This window comes from Curtobacterium sp. VKM Ac-1393 (genome assembly GCF_015350995.1).
In the GTDB taxonomy this organism is placed as follows: domain Bacteria; phylum Actinomycetota; class Actinomycetes; order Actinomycetales; family Microbacteriaceae; genus Curtobacterium.
On the sequence record NZ_JADKRW010000002.1, the window covers coordinates 299,820 to 321,017 of the forward strand.

The window sequence follows — 21,198 nt, forward strand, 5'->3', positions numbered from 1 at the left end:
CGGACGCACGCCGCACCTCCCGGCCGGGTCGTGTACGCAGGGCGGTACCTCGTCGACGCGGTGCACCGCGCCGACCCCGCTCAGGAAGGCGCCCGCACCATGACCTCACCCTTCGACCTCACCGGCAGGACCGCCCTCGTCACCGGCGGCAACCAGGGACTCGGCCGGGCGTTCGCGTTCGGCCTGGCCGAGGCCGGCGCCCGCGTCGCCATCGTCGGGCGCTCCGCGGACCGCAACGCCCGCGTCGTCGCCGAGGCCGCGGATGCCGGCCATGAATTCGTCGCCATCACGGCGGACATCACCGACGGCGGGCAGGTGACACGCATGACCGAGGAGGCGATGGCCGCCCTCGGCCGCCTCGACGTGCTCGTCAACAACGCCGGCACGTGCCACCACCGCGACGCCTTCGACGTGCCCGACAGCGAGTGGGACGACGTGTTCGACCTCAACGTCCGCGCACTGTGGAAGACGTCGACGGCGGTCGGCGCGCACATGCGTGATGCCGGTTCCGGCTCGATCGTGAACATCGGCAGCATGTCGGGCCTCATCGTGAACCGGCCGCAGTGGCAGCCGGCGTACAACGCGTCGAAGGCGGCTGTGCACCACCTGACGAAGTCGCTCGCGGTCGAGTGGGCGAATTACGGGATCCGCGTGAACGCCGTCGCACCCGGGTACGTGAAGACCGAGATGGCCCCGGTGGACTCCCCGGAGTTCCGGCGGTACTGGATCGAGGACGCGCCGCAGCAGCGGTTCGCCCTGCCCGAGGAGATCGCGCCGAGCGTCGTGTTCCTGGCGAGCGAAGCGGCGTCGTTCATCACCGGATCCGTGCTGGTGGCGGACGGCGGCTACAGCGCCGTCTGAGCCGGTTCGGCCACCGACGTGCCCGCGCGGGTCGTCGCGCGGGCCATCCCGATGCCGACGAGCAGTGCGGCGACGACCGTCAGGACGACGCCCGCGACGGTGATCCCGCCCTCGAACGCCGCCAGCCGGTCCGCCGTCCACGACGTCGATGCGATGCTGCCCGGCACGAGCAGCGCCAGGACGGTGCCGGTCGCCGCGATGCCGACCGCGGTCGCCAGTTCGCTCGAGGTGTCGACGAGCGCCGCACCGACCGACGTCCGGTTCGACGGCAGGCCCTGGAGCACGTTGGTGCCCGCGACGACCCCGACGACCCGCATGCCCGCAGCGACGAGGACGAGTGCCGCGGCGACCCAGCCGTACCCGGCGCGACCGCCGACGGTGAACAGGGCGAGTCCTGCGACGACGGCGGCAGCGCTCAACCAGGCCGCGCGACCGAGGCCGACGCGCTGCACGAACGGACCGACGAAGCGCCCGCTGGCCAGGAGTACCACCACCTGCGGCAGCATCGCGATCGCGGCCAGCGCCGGCGACCACCCCCAGGCGAACTGCAGCTGCAGCGTCACCAGGTACGACAGGCCGGACACCGCGAGTCCGGACGCCGCCTTGTAGGCGAGCCCGCTGGCGACGAGCGGACGGGCGAGCAGGCGCAGGTCGAGCAGCGGCTGCGCCGCGGTGCGCTCCCGCTGCACGAAGGCCGCCGCCGCCACGACCGTCACGACGACGCCGGTCCACCCCGGCCAGGAGGCACTGCCCGCCTCGGCGAAGAGGGTGGGCGTCCCCAGTGCACCGACCAGGGCCGTGGTCCCGAACAGCGCGCCGGTCACGTCGATGCGGTCCGGGTGCAGGTCCGCCGGCTGGTCCGCCGGCACGCCGGCACGGATGCCGACGAACGCGAGGGCTGCGATCGGCACGTTCACCAGGAGCAGCACCTGCCACGGCGCCACCGCCAGGGCGAAGCCGCCCGCGGTCGGCCCGACCGCGAGCCCGACCAGGCCCGCGGTGGAGATGACCGTCAGCGCACGGACCCGCAGGGCCTCGGTGTCGAAGAGCCGGAACGCGAGGGCCATCGAACCCGGGGTCGTCATCGCCGCGGCGAGCCCCATCACGGCGCGGACCGCGATGAGCTCGCCGGTGGTGGTGACGAGGGTCGTGGCCAGGGCGGAGAGTCCGAGCAGCACCAGGCCGACGAGCATCACCCGGCGTCGGCCGAACCGGTCGGCGACGGCCCCGAACAGGAGCATGAGCGCGCCGAACACGACCGAGTAGGCGCCGGTGACCCACTGCAGTGCGGTCGTCGACGCGTGGAGTTCGCGGCCGATCGTCGGGAGGGCGACGTTCAGCACGGAGTTGTCGAGCATCTCGAACAAGAAGACGGCCGACAGGCCGGCGAGGGCGATCCCGGCGTCGCGGAGCCGGGCGGGGGAACGGTGGGACATGTGCACTCCTTCGATGAAGAAGTGGCGACTCGTCCGAGACCGCGTGTGGGTGCCTGGCCGCCGGAGCGACGAGGCATTTTGCCCTCTGGCAGCAGAGTACGTCCGGCGGGGCGTCCGCTGCAAGTGCGCCGGAACGCGCGTCGGTGCCGTGCGAACGACTGCCGGCTCGGGCAGGCTGGCAGGCCAGCGCTCCGCTGCGCCCTCGGCGTGGGCACGTCCTCGAAGGAGATCCGATGAGCACCACCACCCCTCGCCTGCCGGGCGGCACCTGGACCCTCGGCGACCGGACGGTCGCACGCTTCGGCTACGGCGCGATGCAACTCACCGGCCCCCGGGTCGTCGGACCGCCGAAGGACCACGACGCAGCCATCGCCGTGCTCCGAGCCGCCGTCGCCGCGGGCATCACGCACATCGACACCGCCGAGACGTACGGCCCCCGTGTGGTCAACGAGCTGCTGCACGAGGCGCTGCACCCGTACGCCGACGACCTCGTCATCGCGACGAAGGTCGGCGCGCGGCGCGACGCCCGAGGCGGGTGGCCGACTGCTCGGGAACCCGACCAACTGCGTGCACAGGTCGACGACAACCTCGAGACGCTGGGCGTGGACGTGCTGGACCTCGTCAACCTGCGGCTGGGCGATGCGAACGGTCCGGTCGCGGGACCGATCGCCCCGGCGTTCGAGACGTTGGTCGACCTGCAGCGGCAGGGGGTCATCCGGCACCTCGGCGTGAGCAACGCCACGACGGAGCAGGTGGACGAGGCGCAGGGGATCGCGCCGATCGTGTCGGTGCAGAACGTGTACAACCTGGCCAACCGGCAGGACGACCCGCTCATCGACCGGCTCGCGGACCAGGGGATCGCCTACGTGCCGTTCTTCCCGCTCGGCGGTTTCTCGCCGTTGCAGTCCGAGGTGCTCTCGACCGTGGCTGCGCGCCTCGGTTCCACGCCGATGTCCGTCGCCCTGGCGTGGCTGCTCCGCCGGTCCCCGAACATCCTGCTGATCCCGGGCACGTCGTCGCGGGACCACCTGCGCGAGAACATCGACGGTGCCGCCGTCGTCCTGAGCGACGACGACCTGCTCGACCTCGAGGGCATCGGCGGCTGAGCGCACGGATCACGACCGTGCCCCGTCCGTTACGGTGCTCGTGGGGCGGCACCGGCGCTGCTCGAGAGGCAGGACCGATGACGGACCACGCGGCCACCGCGGCGCAGGAGTTCCTCCGCACGCACGACGAACGGCTCCGTTCCCTGGTCGACCGGGTGGTGCCGGCGGACGAGTACCCGTCGGCGTCCGAGGCCGGTGCGCTCGAGTTCCTGGCCGGGGTGCTGGTCGACCGGCCCGACTGGCTGGACCGTCTCCGTGCCGTCGTCGACGCGTCCGCGGACGTTGCAGGAGACGAACAGGATCCGGACTGGACCTGGTTCGCCGAGCTCGTCGCAGCCGGCTACTACGCCGACGCGGGGAACGGCGGCAACACGGGGGAGCGGTCCTGGGACATGGTCAGCTGGCAACCCGGTCCGCCGGACGGGTGGAGCGTGCCGGTCCCGGTGCCGACCGCAGTGCCCTCGGTCGTGCACCCGTCGCAGCTGGCCGAGCGCTACGACGCGATCGTCATCGGGTCGGGGGCAGGCGGCGGGGTCGCCGCGTGCGGGCTGGCCGAGTCCGGGCGGCGCGTACTCGTGGTCGAGGCAGGGGAGTGGCCCGGCACCGCGGAACTCAGTCGCGACCACATCCGGAACCCTCGGTCGTCGTGGGGAGTTGCGCCACGATCAGGGCCGTCCGACGTCGGGAACCCGCGCACGGTGGCGGACGGTCGGGAACTGCTGGTGCTCCGGCCCTCGTCACCGGGGTGGCACAACAACGCCGTCACGGCCGGGGGCGGCACGCGGGTCTACGGCGCCCAGGCCTGGCGGTTCGGGCCGCGGGACTTCACCATGGCGTCGACGTACGGGGTGCCGGACGGCAGCAGTCTCGCCGACTGGCCGTTCGAGTACGACGAGCTCGAGCCCTGGTACGAACGCGCCGAGTGGGAGATCGGGGTCAGCGGGGGCGACGTCGACGGTCCGTGGTCCGGCAAGCGCTCGCGCGCGCGACCGATGCCACCGCTGCCGTCCGGCGCCGCTCGGGACCGGCTCGCCATCGCTGCGGATGCCCTGGGCATCTCGACGGTGCACGTCCCACTGCTGATCAACTCGACGCCGTACCTGGGCCGCCGCGCGTGCGAACAGTGCGGCATGTGCGTCGGCTTCGCCTGCCCGGTCGACGCCAAGAACGGCAGCCAGAACACCATGCTGACCCGCGCGTTCGCCACCGGGAACGCGTCGATCGTGCTCGAGTCACGGGTCGCCCGGCTGCGCACGGACGGTGCCGGCCGTGTGGTCGGCGTCACGATCGTCGGCACGGTCGACGGCCGCGACTGGCGGGCCGAGGTCGACGCCGCCGAGGTCGTCGTGGCAGCAGGGGCGGTGGAGTCGGCACGGCTCCTGCTGAACAGCCGAAGCGACCGCGAGCCCGACGGCATCGGCAACGGCGCGGACCAGGTCGGACGGCACCTGCAGGGGCACGTCTACGGCGGCGCGATGGGGATCTTCGACGACGTTGTCGACGACGGTCTCGGACCGGGACCGTCGATCGCCACGACCGACTTCCGCCACGGCGTGCCCGGGCAGGTCGGCGGCGGGATCCTGGCGAACGAGTTCATCGCGACGCCGTCGAACACGTACCAGTACCTCGTCGGCACGGGGCTCGCCCCGCGCTCCGGGCTCGGCGGCAAGCGCGCGATGCGGGACCTCGCCCGGCGCAGCATGCGGATCATGGGGCCGATCCAGGAGGTCACCACTGCCCACGCACGCGTCCGGGTCGACCCCGCGGTGACGGACCGGTACGGCATCCCGGTGGCGTCCTTCAGTGGGGGCGTGCACGCGGAGGACGTCCGTGCTCGCGACCACACCAGCGCCCGGAGCGGCGAATGGTTGCGCGCGGCCGGCGCCACGCGCGTGGCGGAGCTGCACGGCCCGGTCCGGGGCACGAGCGGTGGCCAGCACCAGGCCGGCACGCTCCGGATGGGGACGGACCCGGCGACGTCGGTCGTCGACCCGTTCGGCCGGGTCTGGGGGCACGACAACCTGCGCGTGGCGGACGGGTCCGTCCACGTCACGAACGGCGGCGTGAACCCGGTGCTGACCATCATCGCGACCGCGATGCGGAGCGTCGACGCGATGGTCTCGCGGCGCCCGTGACCACACGTTGAGCCGGCCACCGATACGGTGGCGTCCGTGACAGACGACCCTGACGCCACCATCGCCCAGCACGTCCACGACGCGTGGGACGGTTCCCTGCGGCTCGTGCACATCACGATCTCGGACGAGGACGGCGACGCCTACCCGGGGCAGGACGTCGACCGGTGGGTGATCGACGTCCGTGTCCCGATCACCGACGACGAAGCCGAGGCCGTGTCGGTCGCCGAACTCACCGCGTTCACCAGTCGGTCGCCGGAGTCACTCGAAGCGCTGGTCCTGGGCTACCAGGTGTCCGACGTCACCGGCGGGTTCGCCGAGGCGGTCGCCGTGCCGGACGCCACCGGCGAGACCTTCCTGTCGCTGCAGACGCACGCCGCCCAGATGCTCGGCAAGCCGGACCTGCTGTCGCTCGACCAGCTCACCGTGCGTCCGGCGTACCGCGGGTTGCCCGGGCTCGTGCCCGCCCTGGTCGATGCCGTGCGCCGTGGCCCCGCCGGACGTTCGGCGTCGTGGGTACTCGCGGACCCCACGGCCTGGAACGTGCCGTTCGGTGACCAGGACCGTGCGGCCGGCGAGTTCGTCGAGTGGGCGGACACCCCGGTGCTCGCCTCGATGAACGCCGACCACGAGGACCTCGAACGGCTGGCCGCGGTCCCGCCGACCGGTGGCATCGTCATGGGTTCGCGCTCGGACGAGGTGCACCTCGGCGACGCGATCGACGAGGCGATGACCCGCCCGGCCATCGCGGTGGCGTTCACCCTGCCACCGAAGCTGTCGGCGACCCTCTGGGCCGCCGCGCCGGAGGACGTCCACGGCGTGCACCCGGACGAGACCACCGGGTCCATCACGGTCGAGACGCACGACGAGCAGCTCGAGGTCGTCGGCTCACCGGGCACGGCTCCGCAGCTCGTCGGGACCTCGGCGTCGGCGGACGCGGCCACGCAGGACTGGCTCCGCGCCGTGCACCAGCGGTGGTGGCAGTACGAGCCGGAGCTGCACGACCGGATCCACGAGGTCGTCGACGAGTACCTCGCCTCGGGGGAGATCGAGTCCGTCACCGACGAGCGGACCCCGCACCTGCACGCTCCGGACCTGCCGGTCTTCCGCACCGAGTGGCCAGGGATCGGCACGGTCCACCTCGAGGCGCTCGGCGAGGACACCGAACCGGTCGTCTACGACGCGGTGCTCGAGGACGGCGACGCCCACGAGCACATCGGCGTCGTCATCGTGCACGAGTCCGGCCACGTCCGCGCCTCCCTGCACGACGAGTGGAACCCCGGGCTGGTCGACGTGGTCGGTGCACTCACGCACCTGGTCAGCCTCGGCGCGGGGGAGTTCTTCGCCGACGCCCTGCACGACGAGCTGTCGGCCGGGGTCGAGCACGCCATCCTGACGGGCGACGTGCGCGGGCACTGACCGAGCAGGCAGCGGCAGGCGGGCCGGGAGCCGTTCAGCCGAGCCGGGCCGTCAGGCTGCGCAGGTGCGCCCGCGTCCGTCCTGCCGCAGCGGCGGGATCCCGGTCGGCGATGGCGTCGACGATGTCGTCGTGCACGTCGCGGTCGGCCTCGCTGCCGAACGCGCCGTCGATGCGGAGCAGTTCGATCATCGCGTGACGGCTGCGCGGTGTGAACCCGTCGAAGAGCTCGGTGAGCAGCGGATTATGCGCGGCGACCACGATCGCGCGGTGCAGCGCCGTGTCCGCGTCCACGTGCTGCTCGATCGAGTCACGTCGTTCCTGTCGGCGGTCGATCGCGCGCCGCATCGTGCGGAGTTCGGCCGGGGTCCGCCGTTCCGCGGCGAGGGACGAGGCCTCGACCTCGATCGCGATACGGGCCTCGACCACGGCGGTGATGTCCGCGCGGCGAACCACGTCGTCGAGGCCGTCCTGGACGTCGAGTGCGGTGACGAACACCCCGGCACCCTGCCGCGAGGCGAGCACGCCTCGGCCGGCGAGGTTCCGGATGGCCTCGCGCACCGTCGAGCGACCGACGCCGAGCTGCGGTGCCAGCGTCGTCTCGCCGGGGAGCTTCGCACCGAGCACCCACTCGCCGTCCCGGATGCGGGCGAGCAGGGCGTCGGCAGCCTGTTCGGCAAGGGGTTCGCGGCGCACCGGTGTCATCTGCCCATCATGCCGCACGACCTCGAGCACCTCCACTTGTCTGAGGAGTGATGCTACGGTCGTCGCGACAGCAGCAAGAGGAGCCCCATGACAACCACCACTCCCGTCGTCGCGACCCAGCCGTGGAACCGACAGCGTTCGTCCCCGATGCCGTCCCACCGGTACCGCGACGTCTCCGATCGGGTTGCCGTCCCGCTCATCGATCGCACCTGGCCGACACGGTCGCTCACCGCGGCGCCGCTCTGGGTGCCCGTCGACCTGCGCGACGGCAACCAGGCACTCGCGGAGCCGATGGACCCCGCTCGCAAACGGCGCTTCTTCGAGCTCATGGTGCGGATGGGCTACAAGGAGATCGAGGTCGGCTACCCGTCGGCGTCGGAGACCGACCGTGCGTTCGTCCGGCTGCTCGCCGAGACGGACCTGGCGCCGGACGACGTCACGATCGTGGTGTTCACCCCGGCCAGGCGCGACCTGATCGAACGGACGGTCGAGTCGATCCGCGGGATCACCAACGACGTCGTCATCCACATGTACACCGCGACCGCCCCGACGTGGCGCGACGTGGTGCTCGGCAAGGACCGCGAGGAGCTGCGCGAGATGATCCTCGCGGGTGGCCGGGACGTGCTCGAGTTCGCGGGGCACCTGTCGAACGTGCGGTTCGAGTTCTCACCAGAGGTCTTCAACCTGACCGAGCCGGACTTCGTCCTGGAGGTCTGCGACGCGATGACCGAGCTCTGGGACGCCACACCGGAGCGTCCGGTGGTCATCAACCTGCCGGCGACCGTCGAGATCGCGACGCCGAACGTGTACGCCGACCAGATCGAGTGGATGCACCGGAACCTGGCGAGGCGCGACGGGGTGATCCTGTCGGTGCACCCGCACAACGACCGGGGGACCGGCGTCGCATGCGCCGAGCTCGCGGTGCTCGCCGGGGCGCAACGCGTCGAGGGCTGCATCTTCGGCAACGGCGAACGGACCGGGAACGTCGACATCGCCACCCTCGCCCTCAACCTGCACGCGCAGGGCATCGACCCGATGATCGACTTCTCCGACATCGACGACGTCCGACGGACGGTCGAACACGCCACCCGCATCGAGCTGCACCCGCGACACCCCTACGTCGGCGACCTGGTGCACACCGCGTTCAGCGGCACGCACCAGGACGCCATCCGGAAGGGGTTCGCCGAGCACCGGGCCCGCGCAGCCGCCGAGGGTCGTCCGGAGTCGGAGACGGCATGGCGCGTCCCCTACCTGCCGATCGACCCGGCCGACCTCGGCAGGGACTACGACGCGGTCATCCGGGTGAACTCGCAGTCCGGCAAGGGCGGGATCGCCCACCTGCTCGAGACGACATCCGGCATCGAGCTCCCGCGCCGGCTGCAGATCGACTTCGCGCGTCGTGTCCAGCAGCACGTCGACGGTTCGGGGGCCGAGGTCGACGGCACGGAGCTCGTCGAGCTGTTCGAGCGGAGCTACGAACGGACGCCCGACGGCCCGGCGGACATCGACCTGGTGGCGATCGAAGCGACGCACGGCGACGCCGCACGCACCGAGCTCACCCTGCGGATCGACGGAGTCGAACACCGCGGGACCTCCGTCGACGTCGGCCCGGTCGAGGCGGTCGTGGACCTGCTCGCCGCGTGCGGCATCGTGGTCGACATCGTCTCGCTGCACCAGACCTCACGGACGACGGGCAGCGCCAGTGCGGCACTGACCCTGCTCGAGTACCGCGACCAGGCCGGGGTGCACTGGGCAGCAGGACGGGACCGATCGGTGCTCACCGCGAGCGTGGAAGCGGTCCTGCAGGCCGCGCGCGTGATCCGTTCGGCTCAGACCGGCCGGTAGATCGCGATCGGTGGGGCCTGGTCGTCGCCGCCGTCGTGGGCGTCTCCGGTGGCGAGCCAGGTCCGCCCCTCGTGCTCGACGGTGGTCGGCAGATCGCCGTGCACCAGGATGCGGATGGCGGGGGCGTCCCCGTCGATCAGGTCGACCCCGTGGGCCTCGGTCCCGCCCGGGTTGTCGTGCACGTAGCTCATGCTCCGATCGAACTCCGACCACCTGGGGACCGCACCCCGCACGACCGTGCCGGACCACGCCGCGGGATCGGACACGCCCGGATCCGTCGGGGAACACGTCGCGGGGCCCGGGATCGGGTACAGTCGACTCCGCACGGCCGACACGGCGTGCGAATGCGGATGTGGCGCAGTGGTAGCGCATCACCTTGCCAAGGTGAGGGTCGCGAGTTCGAATCTCGTCATCCGCTCGGAAAGAACAGGACCCCCGGGGTTGCTCGAGAGAGCAGCACCGGGGGTTCTCTCGTTCCCGGGGCATGCGTGCGCGATGCGTCCGGGGGCGCAGGCTTCGGGTACCCGCGCCCGCCGGACGCAGAGGCCACGCTGCCCCGGGTGGAGACGCCGAGTGGGTGGCCCGGCGATGTCCCGAAGAGTCATCCGGAGCATCGTCGCGGTCGGATTGGGCCCCAGTTCGGGACGTGCGGAAAGCCGCAAGAACTCCGCACGACACTCCGTGGACGCTTGCGCTCTGCCGGACCCTCAACTAGTGGGGTAACACCGTTCCGGCCTCGACGAGCAGCATCAGCTGCCCCCGAAGCGCTCGGCACGGACGTCGGAGGTGTCGTGGCCGAGCTCGCCGAGCCAGCGGAGCACCTGCTCGACGAACGGGGTCGAGCCGCACACGTAGACGAGCGCCCCGGCTTCGGGCGGGAAGACCGCGGCGGTGAGCGCGTCGCGGGTGAGCCGTCCCGCGGGCACGGCGGACCCGGGTGGAGCGGTCCGGCTGTACACGGTCGTCACCCCGAGCGGGGCGTCGGACGCGATTGCCCGGTCGAGTTCGGCGCGGAAGAAGACGTCGTCCGGGGTCCGCACCGCGACGAGGAGCCGGAACGGTGCGGGATCAGCGGCGTCGGCATGCGCGGTGACCATGGCGACGAGCGGCACGATCCCCGAGCCGCCGGCGATGAGCTGCACCGGCCGGGTGGACTCGCCGGGGCGCCACACGAACCACCCGCCGAGGGGACCGTGCACCTCGAGCGCGTCGCCCACCTCGACCGCGTCGACCAGGAACGGGGAGACCTCGCCGTCGTCGACGCGGTCGACGGCGAGCACCACCTCGGTCTGGCCGCCCTCGGACGCGATCGAGTACGAGCGCGTCGCCTGGTAGCCGTCCTCGGCGGTCAGGCGCAGGTCGAGGTGCTGGCCGGGGTCGTTGCCCGGCCACGTCGGGACCTCGAGGACGAGCCGACGGGCGTTCGGGGACTCGCGCGCCACCGAGGCGACCGTCGCGGGGTGCCAACCCGGCCGTCTGCGGGGCGCGGGCCGGGTGACGGGGGCGATCCGGGCCTCCCGGTCAGCGGATGGATCGGCGGACGGACCGGTGGACGAGTCGGCCCACGGATCGGCGGACGGATCGGCGGAACGGTCCGTGTCGGGAACCGTCACCAGTACCGCTCTTCCTTCCACGGGTCACCGTGCAGGTGGTAGCCCGCATCCTCCCAAAAGCCCGGCTCGTCGTCGGCCTGCATGACGATCCCGCTGACCCACTTCGCGCTCTTCCAGAAGTACAGCTGCGGGACGAGCAGCCGGGCCGGACCGCCGTGTTCGGGCTCGAGCGGCTCGCCGTCGGCCTCGAACGCGATCCACGCCTTGCCGTCCAGCAACTCGTCGAGCGGCACGTTGGTCGTGTACCCGCCGGTGCTGTGCACCATGCAGTACTCCAGCGAGGTCTCGACGTCCTCGAACAGCCGATCGAGGGGGACGCCGCGCCAGGGCATGTCGAGCTTCGTCCAGTGGGTGACGCAGTGGATGTCGACGGTGACGTCCTCGTCGCCGAGCGCGTGCACCTCGTCCCACGACCAGGTGCGCACCCCGCTCTCGGTCCGGATCGAGAAGCTCCACGACTGCGGGTCGATGTCGGGGGTCGCGCCGGCGGACAGCACCGGCCAGTCGTGCACGAGCGTCTGTCCGGGTGGGATGCGCGTGTCGTCGCGGTCGGGTCGGCGGCCGCCGAACCCCCTGGTGAACATCGCCATGGTCCTCCTCGGACGGATGGTCCGATCCTGCTCCGTGCCGGCGGCTCCCGTGTAACGAGTGCGTAAACACTCGGACGGTCAAGGAGCAGGACTTGGGGGATCGCTCGCCGCCCTCTATCGTTCACCGGAACGATTACAGGAGGGGCCACCCCGAATGCAGCCCATCGTCCCCGACCCCCGGAACGCCCGCGGCCCGAGCCGCCGAGCGCTCCTCACCGGCGCTGCCGGCATCGCAGGCCTCGGTCTGCTCACGCTCACCGGGTGCAGCTCCGGCGCGACCGCCGGCACGCCCACGATCCCCGAAGCCGCCGCCACCGGCACCGCACGCCGCGGCGGCCGGCTGCGGATCGCCCGTCCGGCAGCCTCGGCCGCCGAGACCCTCGACTCCGCCAGCTCGCTGTCGGCGTACGAGTACCTCGGCGCGCTCTACAACCGGCTCGTCAAGCTCGACGAACAGGGCACCACGGTGCCCGACCTCGCCGAGGAGTGGTCCGCGAACGCCGACGGCACCGAGTGGACGTTCTCGCTCCGCCGCGGCGTGACCTTCCACGACGGCAGCCGCTTCACCGCGGACGACGCCATCGCGAGCATCCGGCACATCCTCGACGAGAAGACCGGCAGTCCGCAGGCCGGCGTGCTCGGCGAGGTGATGGACGCCGACTCGATGCACGCCACCGACCCCTACACGCTGCGCTTCTCGCTGACGAAGCCGAACGCCGAGTTCCCGTCGTTGCTGACCGCGTACCAGTGCTACATCGTGCCGGCCGCCGCGATCGCCGACATCGGCCGCACCGGCATCGGGACCGGACCGTTCCGGCTGTCCGCGTTCACCCCGGCCGGTGCCGGCAGCGTCGAGGCCTTCGAGGACCACTTCGCCGGTCGTCCCGCGCTCGACGGCATCGACTTCTACTCGATCCAGGACACCACCGCCCGGGTGAACGCCCTGCTCGCCGGGCAGATCGACCTGATCTCGCAGACGAACCTGGACTTCGCGACCGCGCGGGTGGTGTCTGCGTCCGACCGAGCCACGGTCGCCCGTTCGAAGAACGCGCAGTGGTACACGATCCCGATGCTCGCCACGAGCGACGAGTTCAGCGACCCGAGGGTCCGCCAGGCGATGAAGCTCGCCTACGACCCGCGGCAGATCGTCGACACCGCTCTGCAGGGCACCGGCTCGCCCGGGTGGGACAACCCCGTGCCGCCCCAGCTCGCCGCGTTCGTCGACGACCACCGCGAGTACGACCCGGACAAGGCGAAGGCGCTGCTGAAGCAGGCCGGTCACGACGGGTTCCAGACCTCGATCTACACGTCGAGCTACGAGTCGGTGTTCACCCCGATGGCGGTCGCCTACCGCGACGCCGTCGCCGACGCGGGCATCCGCCTGACGATCCGCAACGCGAGTTCCGACTCGTACTACACGCAGATCTGGATGCAGAAGCCGCTCATGGTGAGCTACTGGTTCACCGGCCGGCCGATCGACCAGTTGCTCAACCAGATCTTCCGCACCGGGTCGTCGTACAACGAGAGCGCGTGGTCCAACCCGACCTTCGACGGGCTGCTCGACGACGCCCGCGCCGAGATGGACGACGCCAAGCGGCTGACGCTCTACCAGGACGCCCAACGGCTCGTGGTCGAGGACGGGGCCGACATGACACCGATGTTCGGCGACCGGCTCGTGGGGTTGTCCCGCGACGTCGTGAACTACTCGGAGTACGGCTTCGAGTTCGACTACCTGCGGATCGGACTGCGCCGATGACCACCACGAACAAGCCGCTGGACGTCCTCGTCCCGGTCCTCCGCCGCATCGGCATCGCCGTGCTCACGGTGGTGCTCGCGTCGCTGTTCGTGTTCCTCGCCGTGCAGGCCCTGCCCGGCGACGTCGCGCAGCAGCTGCTCGGGCAGAACGCCACCCCCGACGCCGTCAAGCAGCTGCGCGAGACCCTCGGCCTCGACCAGAACGTGTGGCTGCGCTACCTGCAGTGGCTCGGTGGCGCGGTGCACGGCGACTTCGGCACGTCGCTCGTCAGCGGTGAAGCCGTCGCGCCGACGCTCTTCACCGCCTTCCGGAACAGCATGCTGATCGCCGTGCCCGCGATGCTCGTCGGCGTCACGGTGTCCCTCACCCTCGGCGTCCTCGCCGGCGTCCGCCGTGGTCGCCCGGCCGACAAGGTGATCTCGATCGTCAGCCTCGTCGTGATGAGCGTGCCCGAGTTCATGGTCGCGACCGTGCTCGTGCTGCTCTTCGCCATCGGGCTGCCGGTCTTCCCCGCCGTCGTGCTGCGCGGGAGCGACGCCACGGTCGGCGAGCTCCTGCCGACGATTTGGTTGCCGATCATCGTGCTGACGCTGGCGATGGCCGCCTACATCGTCCGTACCGCCCGCTCGTCGACCATCGACGTCATGGCGTCCGAGTTCGTCACCACGGCGGAGCTCAAGGGCCTGACGATGCGGCGCGTGGTGTGGAAGCACGCGGTGCCGAGCGCACTGCTGCCGACGCTCAACGTGGTCGCGCTCAACGTCGCGTGGCTGCTCGGCGGTGTGGTCGTCGTCGAGAACGTCTTCAACTACCCGGGCATGGGCAAGCTCATGCTCGAGTCGGTCTTCAACCGCGACCTGCCGACGATCGAGGCGATCGCCCTGCTGAGCGCGGTCATCTACGTCGTGTGCAACCTGGCGGCCGACCTCGTCGCGCTCGCCCTCGACCCGAAGCTGCGCACCCGCCAGCGCCGGGCCAGGACCCGCACGAGGACCCGTACCAGCCGCGCCGTCACCAGCACCGCCACCCGGAAGGCCAGCGCATGACCGCCACCGCCCCCCGCCGGCGCGGACGGAACCTGCTCGGCGCCGCCGTCGCGCCCCTGCGCGGCTCGACCGCGCTGAGCATCGGCCTCGGACTCATCGCGCTGCACCTCGCGCTCGCCGTCCTCGCCCCGGTCATCGCCGGGCACGACCCCGTGGCGACCAACGCCGGCGACGTGCTCACCGGACCGACCTGGACGCACTGGCTCGGCACCGACCAGTACGGCCGCGACGTGTTGTCGCGGACGCTCAACGGCGGCCGGTACGCCCTGCTCGTCACCTTCCTGGCCACGACCATCGCGGTCGCGGTCGGCACCGTGCTCGGCTGCATCACCGCGTACGCCGACAACTGGTTCGACGAGGCCGTGATGCGCGTCGTCGACGCCCTGCTCAGCGTGCCGTCGATCCTCGCGCTGCTCGTCGTCGTCACCGTCTTCGACGCCGGGCTCTGGGTCATCGTCCTCGCCGTCACCGTCGTCTACGCCCCCGCCGTCACCCGCGTCGTGCGCGGTGCGGCCCGGACCGTGATCACGCAGGACTACGTCACGGCCGCCCGGGCCCGTGGTGAGCGTGCGCTGTCGATCGTGTTCCGCGAGATCCTGCCGAACGTCCTCGACGTCGTGCTCGTCGAGTACGCCATGCGTGCCTCGTGGATCGTCCTGCTCGTCGCGTCGCTGTCCTTCCTGGGCTTCGGCGCCAACCCGCCGACGCCGGACTGGGGCCTGATGGTGCAGGAGAACCGCACCGCCCTGACCGTGGTGCCGCTCGGCACGCTCGCACCGATCGTCGCCCTGGCGACCCTGGTGATCGGACTCAACCTCGCCGCGGACGGCCTGAGCAAGTCGCTCGGCGTCGACCGCGCCACGAAGGGAGTGCGCGCATGACGCACACCGACACCGGTACCGCCCCCGCCGACACCGCGACCGCGCCGGGCGCCATCGTCCGCGTCGACGACCTCGCGATCTCGTACGCGGCCGGCAATCACCTGGTCCCCGTGGTCCGGGGCGTGTCCTTCGCGATCGCGGCCGGCCGCACCCTCGGCCTGGTCGGCGAGTCCGGCAGCGGCAAGTCGACCGTCGCCCGGACGCTCCTCGCGCACCTCCGCGCCGGCTCCACGATCGTCGGTGGCTCGGTCCGCGTCGACGGCGACGACGTCTTCGCGCTGTCGCCGTCCGGTCGCCGCGAGCTCCGCGGCGGCGTCGCCTCCGTCGTCGCGCAGAACGCCGGCCAGGCGCTCACCCCGTCGATGCGGGTCGGCGAGCAGATCCGTGAGGCCCTGCGCGCCCACCGCGAGCCCGACGGCCCGGAACGGGTGCGCGAGCTCGTGCGCCTGGTCCGGCTGCCCGACCCGGAGGCGATCGTCCGCCGGTACCCGCACCAGCTCTCCGGCGGGCAGCAGCAGCGCATCGCCATCGCGATGGCCGTCGCCGCCCGACCGCGCGTCCTGGTGCTCGACGAGCCCACGACTGCGCTCGACGTCGTCACCCAGGCAGCCGTCCTCGACCTGATCGCGGACCTCGGCCGGCAGCTCGGCATGGCCGTCCTGCTCGTCAGCCACGACCTCGGCGTGGTGTCCGCGATGGCGGACGAGATCGCCGTCATGCGCGACGGCGAGATCGTCGAGCACGCCGCCACGGCGGCGCTCTTCGCCGCCCCGCAGCACGAGTACACGCGCGCCCTGCTGGCCGCGGTGCCGGACGGGCGTCGGCCTGGGCCCACGTCGCCGGTTCCGGATCGACGCGCCAGCGGCGAGACGGCCGTGCCGATGGGGGGAGGATCGGGGCACGTGCCCGAGACGGCGACCGTCTCGTCGACGGTCGCCTCCATGGCCGGCCGAACCGTTCCTCCCGAACCGCTCGTCCGTCCCGTGGTGACCGCCGAGGACCTGGTGATCCGCTACGGACGCGGCCTGCCGGCCGCCGTCGACGGCGTCTCCTTCACGATCGCGCCGCGCGAGACGCTCGCGGTCGTGGGGGAGTCCGGAAGTGGCAAGTCGACGCTCGCGACGGCCCTCGCCGGCCTGGTGCCGGCCGAGTCGGGCACGTTCTCGTTCGACGACGGGACCGTGAGCGGCGACCTCCGCGAGCCGATCGCCGGACGGTCCCCGGACCTTCGTCGTGCGGTGCAACTCGTGTTCCAGAACGCCGACACCTCGCTCAACCCGCGGCGCACCGTGGGCGCGGCGATCGGGCGACCGCTCAGGCTGTTCACGGGCACGTCCTCGCGGAAGCGTGTCGGCGAGCTGCTCACCCAGGTCGGCCTCGGCCCGGAGTTCGCCGAGCGGCTACCGGCGCAGCTCTCCGGTGGGCAGCGGCAGCGCGTCGGCATCGCCCGAGCCCTCGCCGCGGAGCCGCGCCTGGTCATCGCCGACGAGATCACCACCGCGCTCGACGTGCAGGTGCAGGCCGGGATCCTGACGCTCCTCGCCGACCTGCAGCGCTCGCGCGGGCTGAGCTGCCTGTTCATCAGCCACGACCTGGCCGTCGTCCGGGGCGTGGCCGACCGGGTCGCCGTGATGACCGGCGGCCGGATCGTCGAGATCGGGCCGACCGAGCGGGTCTTCACCGGGCCGAACCACCCCTACACGTCGACACTGCTCGCCGCGACGCTCGAACCGGGCCGCACCGAGCTGCCCGACGTCGGCGACGGGGTGCCGCGCTGGCGGCACGCCGACGGCTGGACCGACCACGGCGACGGACACCGCACCCGCAACTGGGAGGACGCATGAACGACGGGACCGCTCCAGCCACCTTCACCGCCATCGGCGACCCGGGCTCACTGCCCGACGGCGTGACCGTCCGCGACGAGTGGATCCCGATGCCCGACGGCGTCCGGCTGCACACGCGGATCTGGTCGCCAGTGTCGCCCGACGGCCCCGTACCGGTGCTGCTCGAGTACCTGCCGTACCGGCTCGACGACTGGACCGGGCCCCGCGACTCCGAGCGGCATCCCTGGTACGCCCAGCACGGCTACGCGTCGGTGCGGGTCGACATCCGGGGCAGCGGCTCCTCGGACGGGCTGTTCGACGACGAGTACAGCGAACAGGAGCTCCGCGACGGCGAGGCCGTGATCGCCTGGCTCGCCGCGCAGGAGTGGTCCACCGGTGCGGTCGGCATGTTCGGCATCTCGTGGGGCGGCTTCAACGCCCTGCAGCTCGCAGCCCGTGCACCCGCGGCCCTCAAGGCCATCGTGACGGTGTGCTCGACCGACGACCGGTACGACAACGACGTGCACTACGTCGGCGGTGCGGTGCTCGGCATCGACATGGCCGCGTGGGGCGCGACGATGTTCGCGTTCAACTCGCGGCCACCACGACCCGAGGTCGTCGGCAGCGCCTGGGTCGACCGGTGGCGGGAGCGCTTGGAGTCGAACCGGCCGATGACGCCGGTGTGGCTGTCGCACCAGGAGCGCGACGACTACTGGCGGCACGGCAGCGCCACCGAGGACTCCGGGAACATCAGCGCCGCGGTGCTCGCCGTCGGCGGCTGGGCCGATCCGTACCGCGACGCCGTGCTCCGGCTCGTGTCCGACCTCGACGCCCCGGTCAAGGGCATCGTCGGACCGTGGTCGCACCAGTACCCGGACCGCGAACTCGCTCCGGGCCCGTCGATCGGGTTCCTGCAGGAGACGCTGCGGTGGTGGGACCGCTGGCTCCGCGGGGTCGACACCGGCGTGGAGGACGACCCCGCGCTCCGGGCCTGGATCAACGAGGGCGAAGCACCGGCGACGTACTACCCCTCGCGACGGGGCCGGTGGGTCGGCGCCGAGGCGTGGCCCTCGACGACGACGCACCGGCGTGCGCTCCCGCTCGCCACCCTGCGCGGCGGCGAGGACGGCCCGGTCGTCGTCCGCTCGCCGCAGCACACCGGCGCCGACGCCGGCCGGTTCTTCCCGTTCGGCAACGCCACGGACCTGCCACCCGACCAGCGCGCCGAGGACGGCCGTTCGGCCTGCTTCGACCTGCCGGTCGGCAAGGCCTTCGACCTGCTCGGCAACGTGGTCGTCACCCTGTCGGTCACGAGCGACCAGCCCCGCGCGACCCTGACGGTCCGGCTCTGCGACGTCGCGCCGGACGGCTCGTCGACCCTCGTCACCCGCGGCGTGCTGAACGCGGCGAAGCGCGACGGCATGGACCGGAGCGACCCGCTCGTCCCCGGCGAGCCCGCGACGCTGCCGGTGCACCTGGTCGCGACCGGACACCGGTTCGCCGCCGGACACCGCCTGCGGATCGCGGTGTCGTCGTCGTACTGGCCCTGGGTGTGGCCGCACGGTGTCGAGGCCACCGTCACGATCGACCCCACCGCTTCCGAGGTGTGCCTGCCGGTCTGGACGCGCGACACGGACGACGGCGTGCGGTTCGAGGAGCCCGAGCGCTCGGCGCCCCTGGCGATCGAGCGTGTCGCCCCCGCCGAACCGCTGCCGCAGCGCACCGTCACGCACGACGTCGAGACGGGGGAGTGGACCCTCGACGTCGACCCCGGGTACGGCGGCGGACGGGTCTACCCCGACGGCCTCGTCTTCACCGAGGACGCCCGCGAAACGTACCGGATCCGGTCCGACGACCCGACCTCGGCCGTGGCCTCGTCCCGGTGGGCGATCGGGCTGGAGAAGCCGGACTGGTCGGCACGGCTCGAGACGTCGTCCGAGGTCTCCGCCGACGCCGACGCCTTCCACGTCGTGAACACCGTGCGCGCCTGGGCCCGTGACGGCGGCCCGGACGTGCCCGAGGTCCTGGTCACCGAGCAGACCTTCGTCGACGACGTCCCCCGGACCTCGGCGTGACCGCCGCCGCACCGGGCGCACCCCGGGTCCGGCAGCGCCCCGAGGTCCGTCGCGCGATGATCGTCGAAGCTGCCCGTGCCGTCATCGTGCGGAACGGCGTCGGGGCGACCGGCCTGCGGGACATCGCGGCCGAGGCCGGGGTCTCCGTCGGCACCGTGACGTACCACTTCGGCAGCGTGGCGGAGATCCTCAACGAGGTCGTGGTGCTCGAGACGGAGCGCTTCTACGGGGCGATCGTCATCGCCGTCGACGCCGAACCCGACCCGGTCGAGGCACTGCGGATGCTCGTCGCGCCACTGTTCGGCGACACCGAGCAGGTCCGGCAGCACTGGCGGATCTGGTCGGACTACTGGACCGCGGTGGCGCGTCGGCCCGAGGTCGCCGCTGAGTACGCCGAACGGATCCGCGTGTGGGAGGCCTGCCTCGTCCGGGTGATCCGCCGCGGCGCCGACGCCGGCGTGTTCCGGAGCGGCGCTGACGCCGGTGTGTTCCGGAGCGGCGCGCTGCCGATCGATCCCGACACCGTCGCGCTCAAGCTCGCGGCCTACAGCGACGGCGTCGCGACCCAGATCGCGCAGGGCGTCCCCGGACTCACGAACACGGTCGCCCTGTCGTGGATGTGGACGTTCCTGGCGCACGAACTCGGTGTGCCGGCTGTGGAGATCGCCGGAACCGGACACCAGCACTTGTGATGAGGTAAGGCTTGCCTTACCGTTGCAGCATGGCACGGACCCGGCGACAGCCCAGCGAACGCATCCTCATCGCCGGCGGCGTCGAGGACCTCGCGGAGATCCGCCGCCAGCTCGAGGACCTGCCGGAGAACGCGTACGGCCAGGTCTTCGTCGAGGTCGCCCTCGACGAGCAGATCCGCATCCTGCCGGCGCCGCCCCGCGTCACCGTGACCTGGCTGGTCCGGAGCGCCCGCGCCTCGGCCGTCTCGCCGCTCGTGTTCGCCGACCACGGTGAAGCCCTCGCACACGCCCTGACCGGGTGGGCCGCCGAGTGGTGTGTCATCGACTGCGAGCCGCGCACGAGCGTCTGGATCGGCTGCACCGACAGCCCCTGGGTCGAGCGGGCACGGTCCGCCGTCCAGATCGAGCTCAGCGAGGCCGGTTTCGACACGCTCGTCGGCTGAGCGCCACGGGTAAGGGCAGCCTCTACTTCCTTGCGGCATGCAAGAGAAGGGGGCATGGTGGTGACCATCGGCAGCACCGAACTGGTCAGGACAGGCCCAGCGATACGGTGTGACCACGACGCAGGAGGTTCAGACATGACCACGAGCACCACCACCACGACCACCACCACGTCCCCGTTCTCGACGACGCCCGAGCTCGCCGCTGGGGTGGCACAGTTCCTCGCCCCCGTCGTGATCGACCTCGAGGCACTCGTCGTCAACGGCAAGCAGGCGCACTGGCACGTTCGCGGCCGCAACTTCGTCGGCGTGCACGAGCTCCTCGACGACATCGTCGACCACGCACAGGCCTACGCCGACACCGCCGCGGAGCGCATCGTCGCCCTCGGTCTGCCGGTCGACTCGCGCATCGCGACCGTCGCCGCCAACACCACCCTGCCGCCGCTGTCGCAGGGCTTCCAGAACTCGGACGTCACCGTCACCGAGGTCATCGCCCAGATCGACGCCGCCCTGCAGCAGGTCCGTCGCGCGGTCGAGGGCCTCGACGAGGTCGACCTCAACAGCCAGGACGTCGTCATCGAGATCGAGCGCGGTCTGACCAAGGACCGCTGGTTCCTGCAGGCGCACCTCGCCGCCTGAGTCGCGACCACCCCCCTGACGGGAGGCCCGGTACCAGCTGGTACCGGGCCTCCCGTCCGTCTGCCGTGGCGTCTACCCACCGCGACCCGCGTCGACCCGGTAACGACTGGACGACACGCCGCCGGTGCGTCGTCGAGGTTC

The 21,198-nt window shown here is 72.0% G+C and carries 18 protein-coding genes and 1 tRNA gene; 14 read left to right on the forward strand and 5 right to left on the reverse strand.

Translation table 11 applies throughout. The features are described 5' to 3' along the window. Positions 1-99 precede the first annotated feature (99 nt). Complete coding sequence (locus ITJ59_RS05265) at positions 100-861, forward strand: SDR family NAD(P)-dependent oxidoreductase (RefSeq protein WP_194650074.1); 762 nt, start codon at positions 100-102, stop codon at positions 859-861. Here the strand turns inward: ITJ59_RS05265 and ITJ59_RS05270 are convergent. Further along, positions 846-2,297 carry an MFS transporter gene (locus tag ITJ59_RS05270; RefSeq protein ID WP_194650075.1) on the reverse strand — a complete coding sequence of 484 codons (1,452 nt, stop codon included), beginning with the start codon at positions 2,295-2,297 and terminating at the stop codon, positions 846-848. The genes ITJ59_RS05265 and ITJ59_RS05270 overlap by 16 nt on opposite strands. A 233-nt stretch (positions 2,298-2,530) precedes the next feature. Here ITJ59_RS05270 and ITJ59_RS05275 point away from each other — a divergent pair, with 233 nt between their 5' ends. The 3 genes from ITJ59_RS05275 (at position 2,531) to ITJ59_RS05285 (ending at position 6,954) form a co-directional block, all read left to right on the forward strand. Continuing rightward, positions 2,531-3,403 carry an oxidoreductase gene (locus tag ITJ59_RS05275; protein ID WP_323749407.1) on the forward strand — a complete coding sequence of 291 codons (873 nt, stop codon included), beginning with the start codon at positions 2,531-2,533 and terminating at the stop codon, positions 3,401-3,403. A gap of 77 nt (positions 3,404-3,480) precedes the next feature. After that, positions 3,481-5,538 (forward strand): GMC oxidoreductase, encoded by a 2,058-nt coding sequence (locus ITJ59_RS05280; protein WP_194650076.1) that lies wholly within the window; start codon positions 3,481-3,483, stop codon positions 5,536-5,538. Between the two features lie 36 nt (positions 5,539-5,574). After that, entirely contained in the window at positions 5,575-6,954 is a 1,380-nt protein-coding gene (locus ITJ59_RS05285) for a hypothetical protein (RefSeq protein WP_194650077.1), read from the forward strand. Positions 6,955-6,988: 34 nt separating this feature from the next. On the opposite strand, the gene ITJ59_RS05290 is transcribed toward ITJ59_RS05285, so the two are convergent. Beyond that, the gene (locus ITJ59_RS05290) at positions 6,989-7,657 is read right to left on the reverse strand and encodes a FadR/GntR family transcriptional regulator (RefSeq protein ID WP_194650078.1); all 669 of its coding nucleotides are present in this window, start codon (positions 7,655-7,657) and stop codon (positions 6,989-6,991) included. Between the two features lie 87 nt (positions 7,658-7,744). On the opposite strand from ITJ59_RS05290, the gene ITJ59_RS05295 reads away from it, so the two are divergent. Further along, positions 7,745-9,502, forward strand: coding sequence for a 2-isopropylmalate synthase (locus tag ITJ59_RS05295; RefSeq protein ID WP_228511069.1), 1,758 nt, complete (start codon positions 7,745-7,747; stop codon positions 9,500-9,502). Here the strand turns inward: ITJ59_RS05295 and ITJ59_RS05300 are convergent. Then, positions 9,487-9,693 (reverse strand): hypothetical protein, encoded by a 207-nt coding sequence (locus ITJ59_RS05300; protein WP_194650079.1) that lies wholly within the window; start codon positions 9,691-9,693, stop codon positions 9,487-9,489. The two genes, ITJ59_RS05295 and ITJ59_RS05300, sit on opposite strands and share 16 nt — an antisense overlap. A 155-nt stretch (positions 9,694-9,848) precedes the next feature. Between ITJ59_RS05300 and ITJ59_RS05305 the strand changes: the two genes are divergently transcribed. Continuing rightward, a tRNA-Gly gene (locus ITJ59_RS05305) sits at positions 9,849-9,920 on the forward strand. Between the two features lie 331 nt (positions 9,921-10,251). Here ITJ59_RS05305 and ITJ59_RS05310 read toward each other — a convergent pair. Both ITJ59_RS05310 and ITJ59_RS05315 read right to left on the reverse strand, forming a co-directional pair. Continuing rightward, a complete protein-coding gene (locus ITJ59_RS05310) occupies positions 10,252-11,115 on the reverse strand; it encodes an FAD-binding oxidoreductase (protein ID WP_323749408.1) in 864 nt (287 codons plus the stop codon). Continuing rightward, positions 11,112-11,705: a molybdopterin-dependent oxidoreductase gene (locus ITJ59_RS05315; protein WP_194650080.1), complete on the reverse strand. Its 594-nt coding sequence runs from the start codon at positions 11,703-11,705 to the stop codon at positions 11,112-11,114. Before ITJ59_RS05315 ends, ITJ59_RS05310 begins: the two co-directional genes overlap by 4 nt. Before the next feature lie 154 nt (positions 11,706-11,859). On the opposite strand from ITJ59_RS05315, the gene ITJ59_RS05320 reads away from it, so the two are divergent. The 8 genes from ITJ59_RS05320 to ITJ59_RS05355 all read left to right on the forward strand — a co-directional run bounded on the left by ITJ59_RS05320 (position 11,860) and on the right by ITJ59_RS05355 (position 21,057). Beyond that, complete coding sequence (locus ITJ59_RS05320) at positions 11,860-13,461, forward strand: ABC transporter substrate-binding protein (RefSeq protein ID WP_194650081.1); 1,602 nt, start codon at positions 11,860-11,862, stop codon at positions 13,459-13,461. Continuing rightward, on the forward strand, positions 13,458-14,507 hold the full coding sequence (locus ITJ59_RS05325) for an ABC transporter permease (protein WP_194650082.1): 1,050 nt from the start codon (positions 13,458-13,460) through the stop codon (positions 14,505-14,507). Before ITJ59_RS05320 ends, ITJ59_RS05325 begins: the two co-directional genes overlap by 4 nt. After that, positions 14,504-15,388 carry an ABC transporter permease gene (locus tag ITJ59_RS05330; protein ID WP_194650083.1) on the forward strand — a complete coding sequence of 295 codons (885 nt, stop codon included), beginning with the start codon at positions 14,504-14,506 and terminating at the stop codon, positions 15,386-15,388. Before ITJ59_RS05325 ends, ITJ59_RS05330 begins: the two co-directional genes overlap by 4 nt. Beyond that, the gene (locus tag ITJ59_RS05335; protein ID WP_194650084.1) at positions 15,385-17,232 is read left to right on the forward strand and encodes a dipeptide ABC transporter ATP-binding protein; all 1,848 of its coding nucleotides are present in this window, start codon (positions 15,385-15,387) and stop codon (positions 17,230-17,232) included. The genes ITJ59_RS05330 and ITJ59_RS05335 overlap by 4 nt, the downstream gene beginning before the upstream one ends. Next, positions 17,229-19,286: a CocE/NonD family hydrolase gene (locus ITJ59_RS05340; RefSeq protein ID WP_194650085.1), complete on the forward strand. Its 2,058-nt coding sequence runs from the start codon at positions 17,229-17,231 to the stop codon at positions 19,284-19,286. Before ITJ59_RS05335 ends, ITJ59_RS05340 begins: the two co-directional genes overlap by 4 nt. Further along, the gene (locus ITJ59_RS05345; RefSeq protein WP_323749409.1) at positions 19,283-19,978 is read left to right on the forward strand and encodes a TetR/AcrR family transcriptional regulator; all 696 of its coding nucleotides are present in this window, start codon (positions 19,283-19,285) and stop codon (positions 19,976-19,978) included. The genes ITJ59_RS05340 and ITJ59_RS05345 overlap by 4 nt, the downstream gene beginning before the upstream one ends. Before the next feature lie 29 nt (positions 19,979-20,007). Next, complete coding sequence (locus tag ITJ59_RS05350) at positions 20,008-20,421, forward strand: SIP domain-containing protein (protein WP_194650086.1); 414 nt, start codon at positions 20,008-20,010, stop codon at positions 20,419-20,421. A 135-nt stretch (positions 20,422-20,556) separates the two neighbouring features. Beyond that, on the forward strand, positions 20,557-21,057 hold the full coding sequence (locus ITJ59_RS05355; RefSeq protein ID WP_194650087.1) for a Dps family protein: 501 nt from the start codon (positions 20,557-20,559) through the stop codon (positions 21,055-21,057). Positions 21,058-21,198 lie beyond the last annotated feature (141 nt).

What these genes read in the sequence shown, in the direction of transcription:
- ITJ59_RS05330 (WP_194650083.1), top strand. Translation starts at nt 14,504, where the DNA reads ATGACCGCCACCGCCCCCCGCCGGCGCGGACGGAACCTGCTCGGCGCC.
- ITJ59_RS05340 (WP_194650085.1), top strand. Translation starts at nt 17,229, where the DNA reads ATGAACGACGGGACCGCTCCAGCCACCTTCACCGCCATCGGCGACCCG.
- ITJ59_RS05315 (WP_194650080.1), bottom strand. Translation starts at nt 11,705, where the DNA reads ATGGCGATGTTCACCAGGGGGTTCGGCGGCCGCCGACCCGACCGCGAC.
- ITJ59_RS05270 (WP_194650075.1), bottom strand. Translation starts at nt 2,297, where the DNA reads ATGTCCCACCGTTCCCCCGCCCGGCTCCGCGACGCCGGGATCGCCCTC.
- ITJ59_RS05275 (WP_323749407.1), top strand. Translation starts at nt 2,531, where the DNA reads ATGAGCACCACCACCCCTCGCCTGCCGGGCGGCACCTGGACCCTCGGC.
- ITJ59_RS05355 (WP_194650087.1), top strand. Translation starts at nt 20,557, where the DNA reads ATGACCACGAGCACCACCACCACGACCACCACCACGTCCCCGTTCTCG.
- ITJ59_RS05335 (WP_194650084.1), top strand. Translation starts at nt 15,385, where the DNA reads ATGACGCACACCGACACCGGTACCGCCCCCGCCGACACCGCGACCGCG.
- ITJ59_RS05325 (WP_194650082.1), top strand. Translation starts at nt 13,458, where the DNA reads ATGACCACCACGAACAAGCCGCTGGACGTCCTCGTCCCGGTCCTCCGC.
- ITJ59_RS05320 (WP_194650081.1), top strand. Translation starts at nt 11,860, where the DNA reads ATGCAGCCCATCGTCCCCGACCCCCGGAACGCCCGCGGCCCGAGCCGC.
- ITJ59_RS05265 (WP_194650074.1), top strand. Translation starts at nt 100, where the DNA reads ATGACCTCACCCTTCGACCTCACCGGCAGGACCGCCCTCGTCACCGGC.
- ITJ59_RS05350 (WP_194650086.1), top strand. Translation starts at nt 20,008, where the DNA reads ATGGCACGGACCCGGCGACAGCCCAGCGAACGCATCCTCATCGCCGGC.
- ITJ59_RS05300 (WP_194650079.1), bottom strand. Translation starts at nt 9,693, where the DNA reads ATGAGCTACGTGCACGACAACCCGGGCGGGACCGAGGCCCACGGGGTC.
- ITJ59_RS05295 (WP_228511069.1), top strand. Translation starts at nt 7,745, where the DNA reads ATGACAACCACCACTCCCGTCGTCGCGACCCAGCCGTGGAACCGACAG.
- ITJ59_RS05290 (WP_194650078.1), bottom strand. Translation starts at nt 7,657, where the DNA reads ATGACACCGGTGCGCCGCGAACCCCTTGCCGAACAGGCTGCCGACGCC.
- ITJ59_RS05280 (WP_194650076.1), top strand. Translation starts at nt 3,481, where the DNA reads ATGACGGACCACGCGGCCACCGCGGCGCAGGAGTTCCTCCGCACGCAC.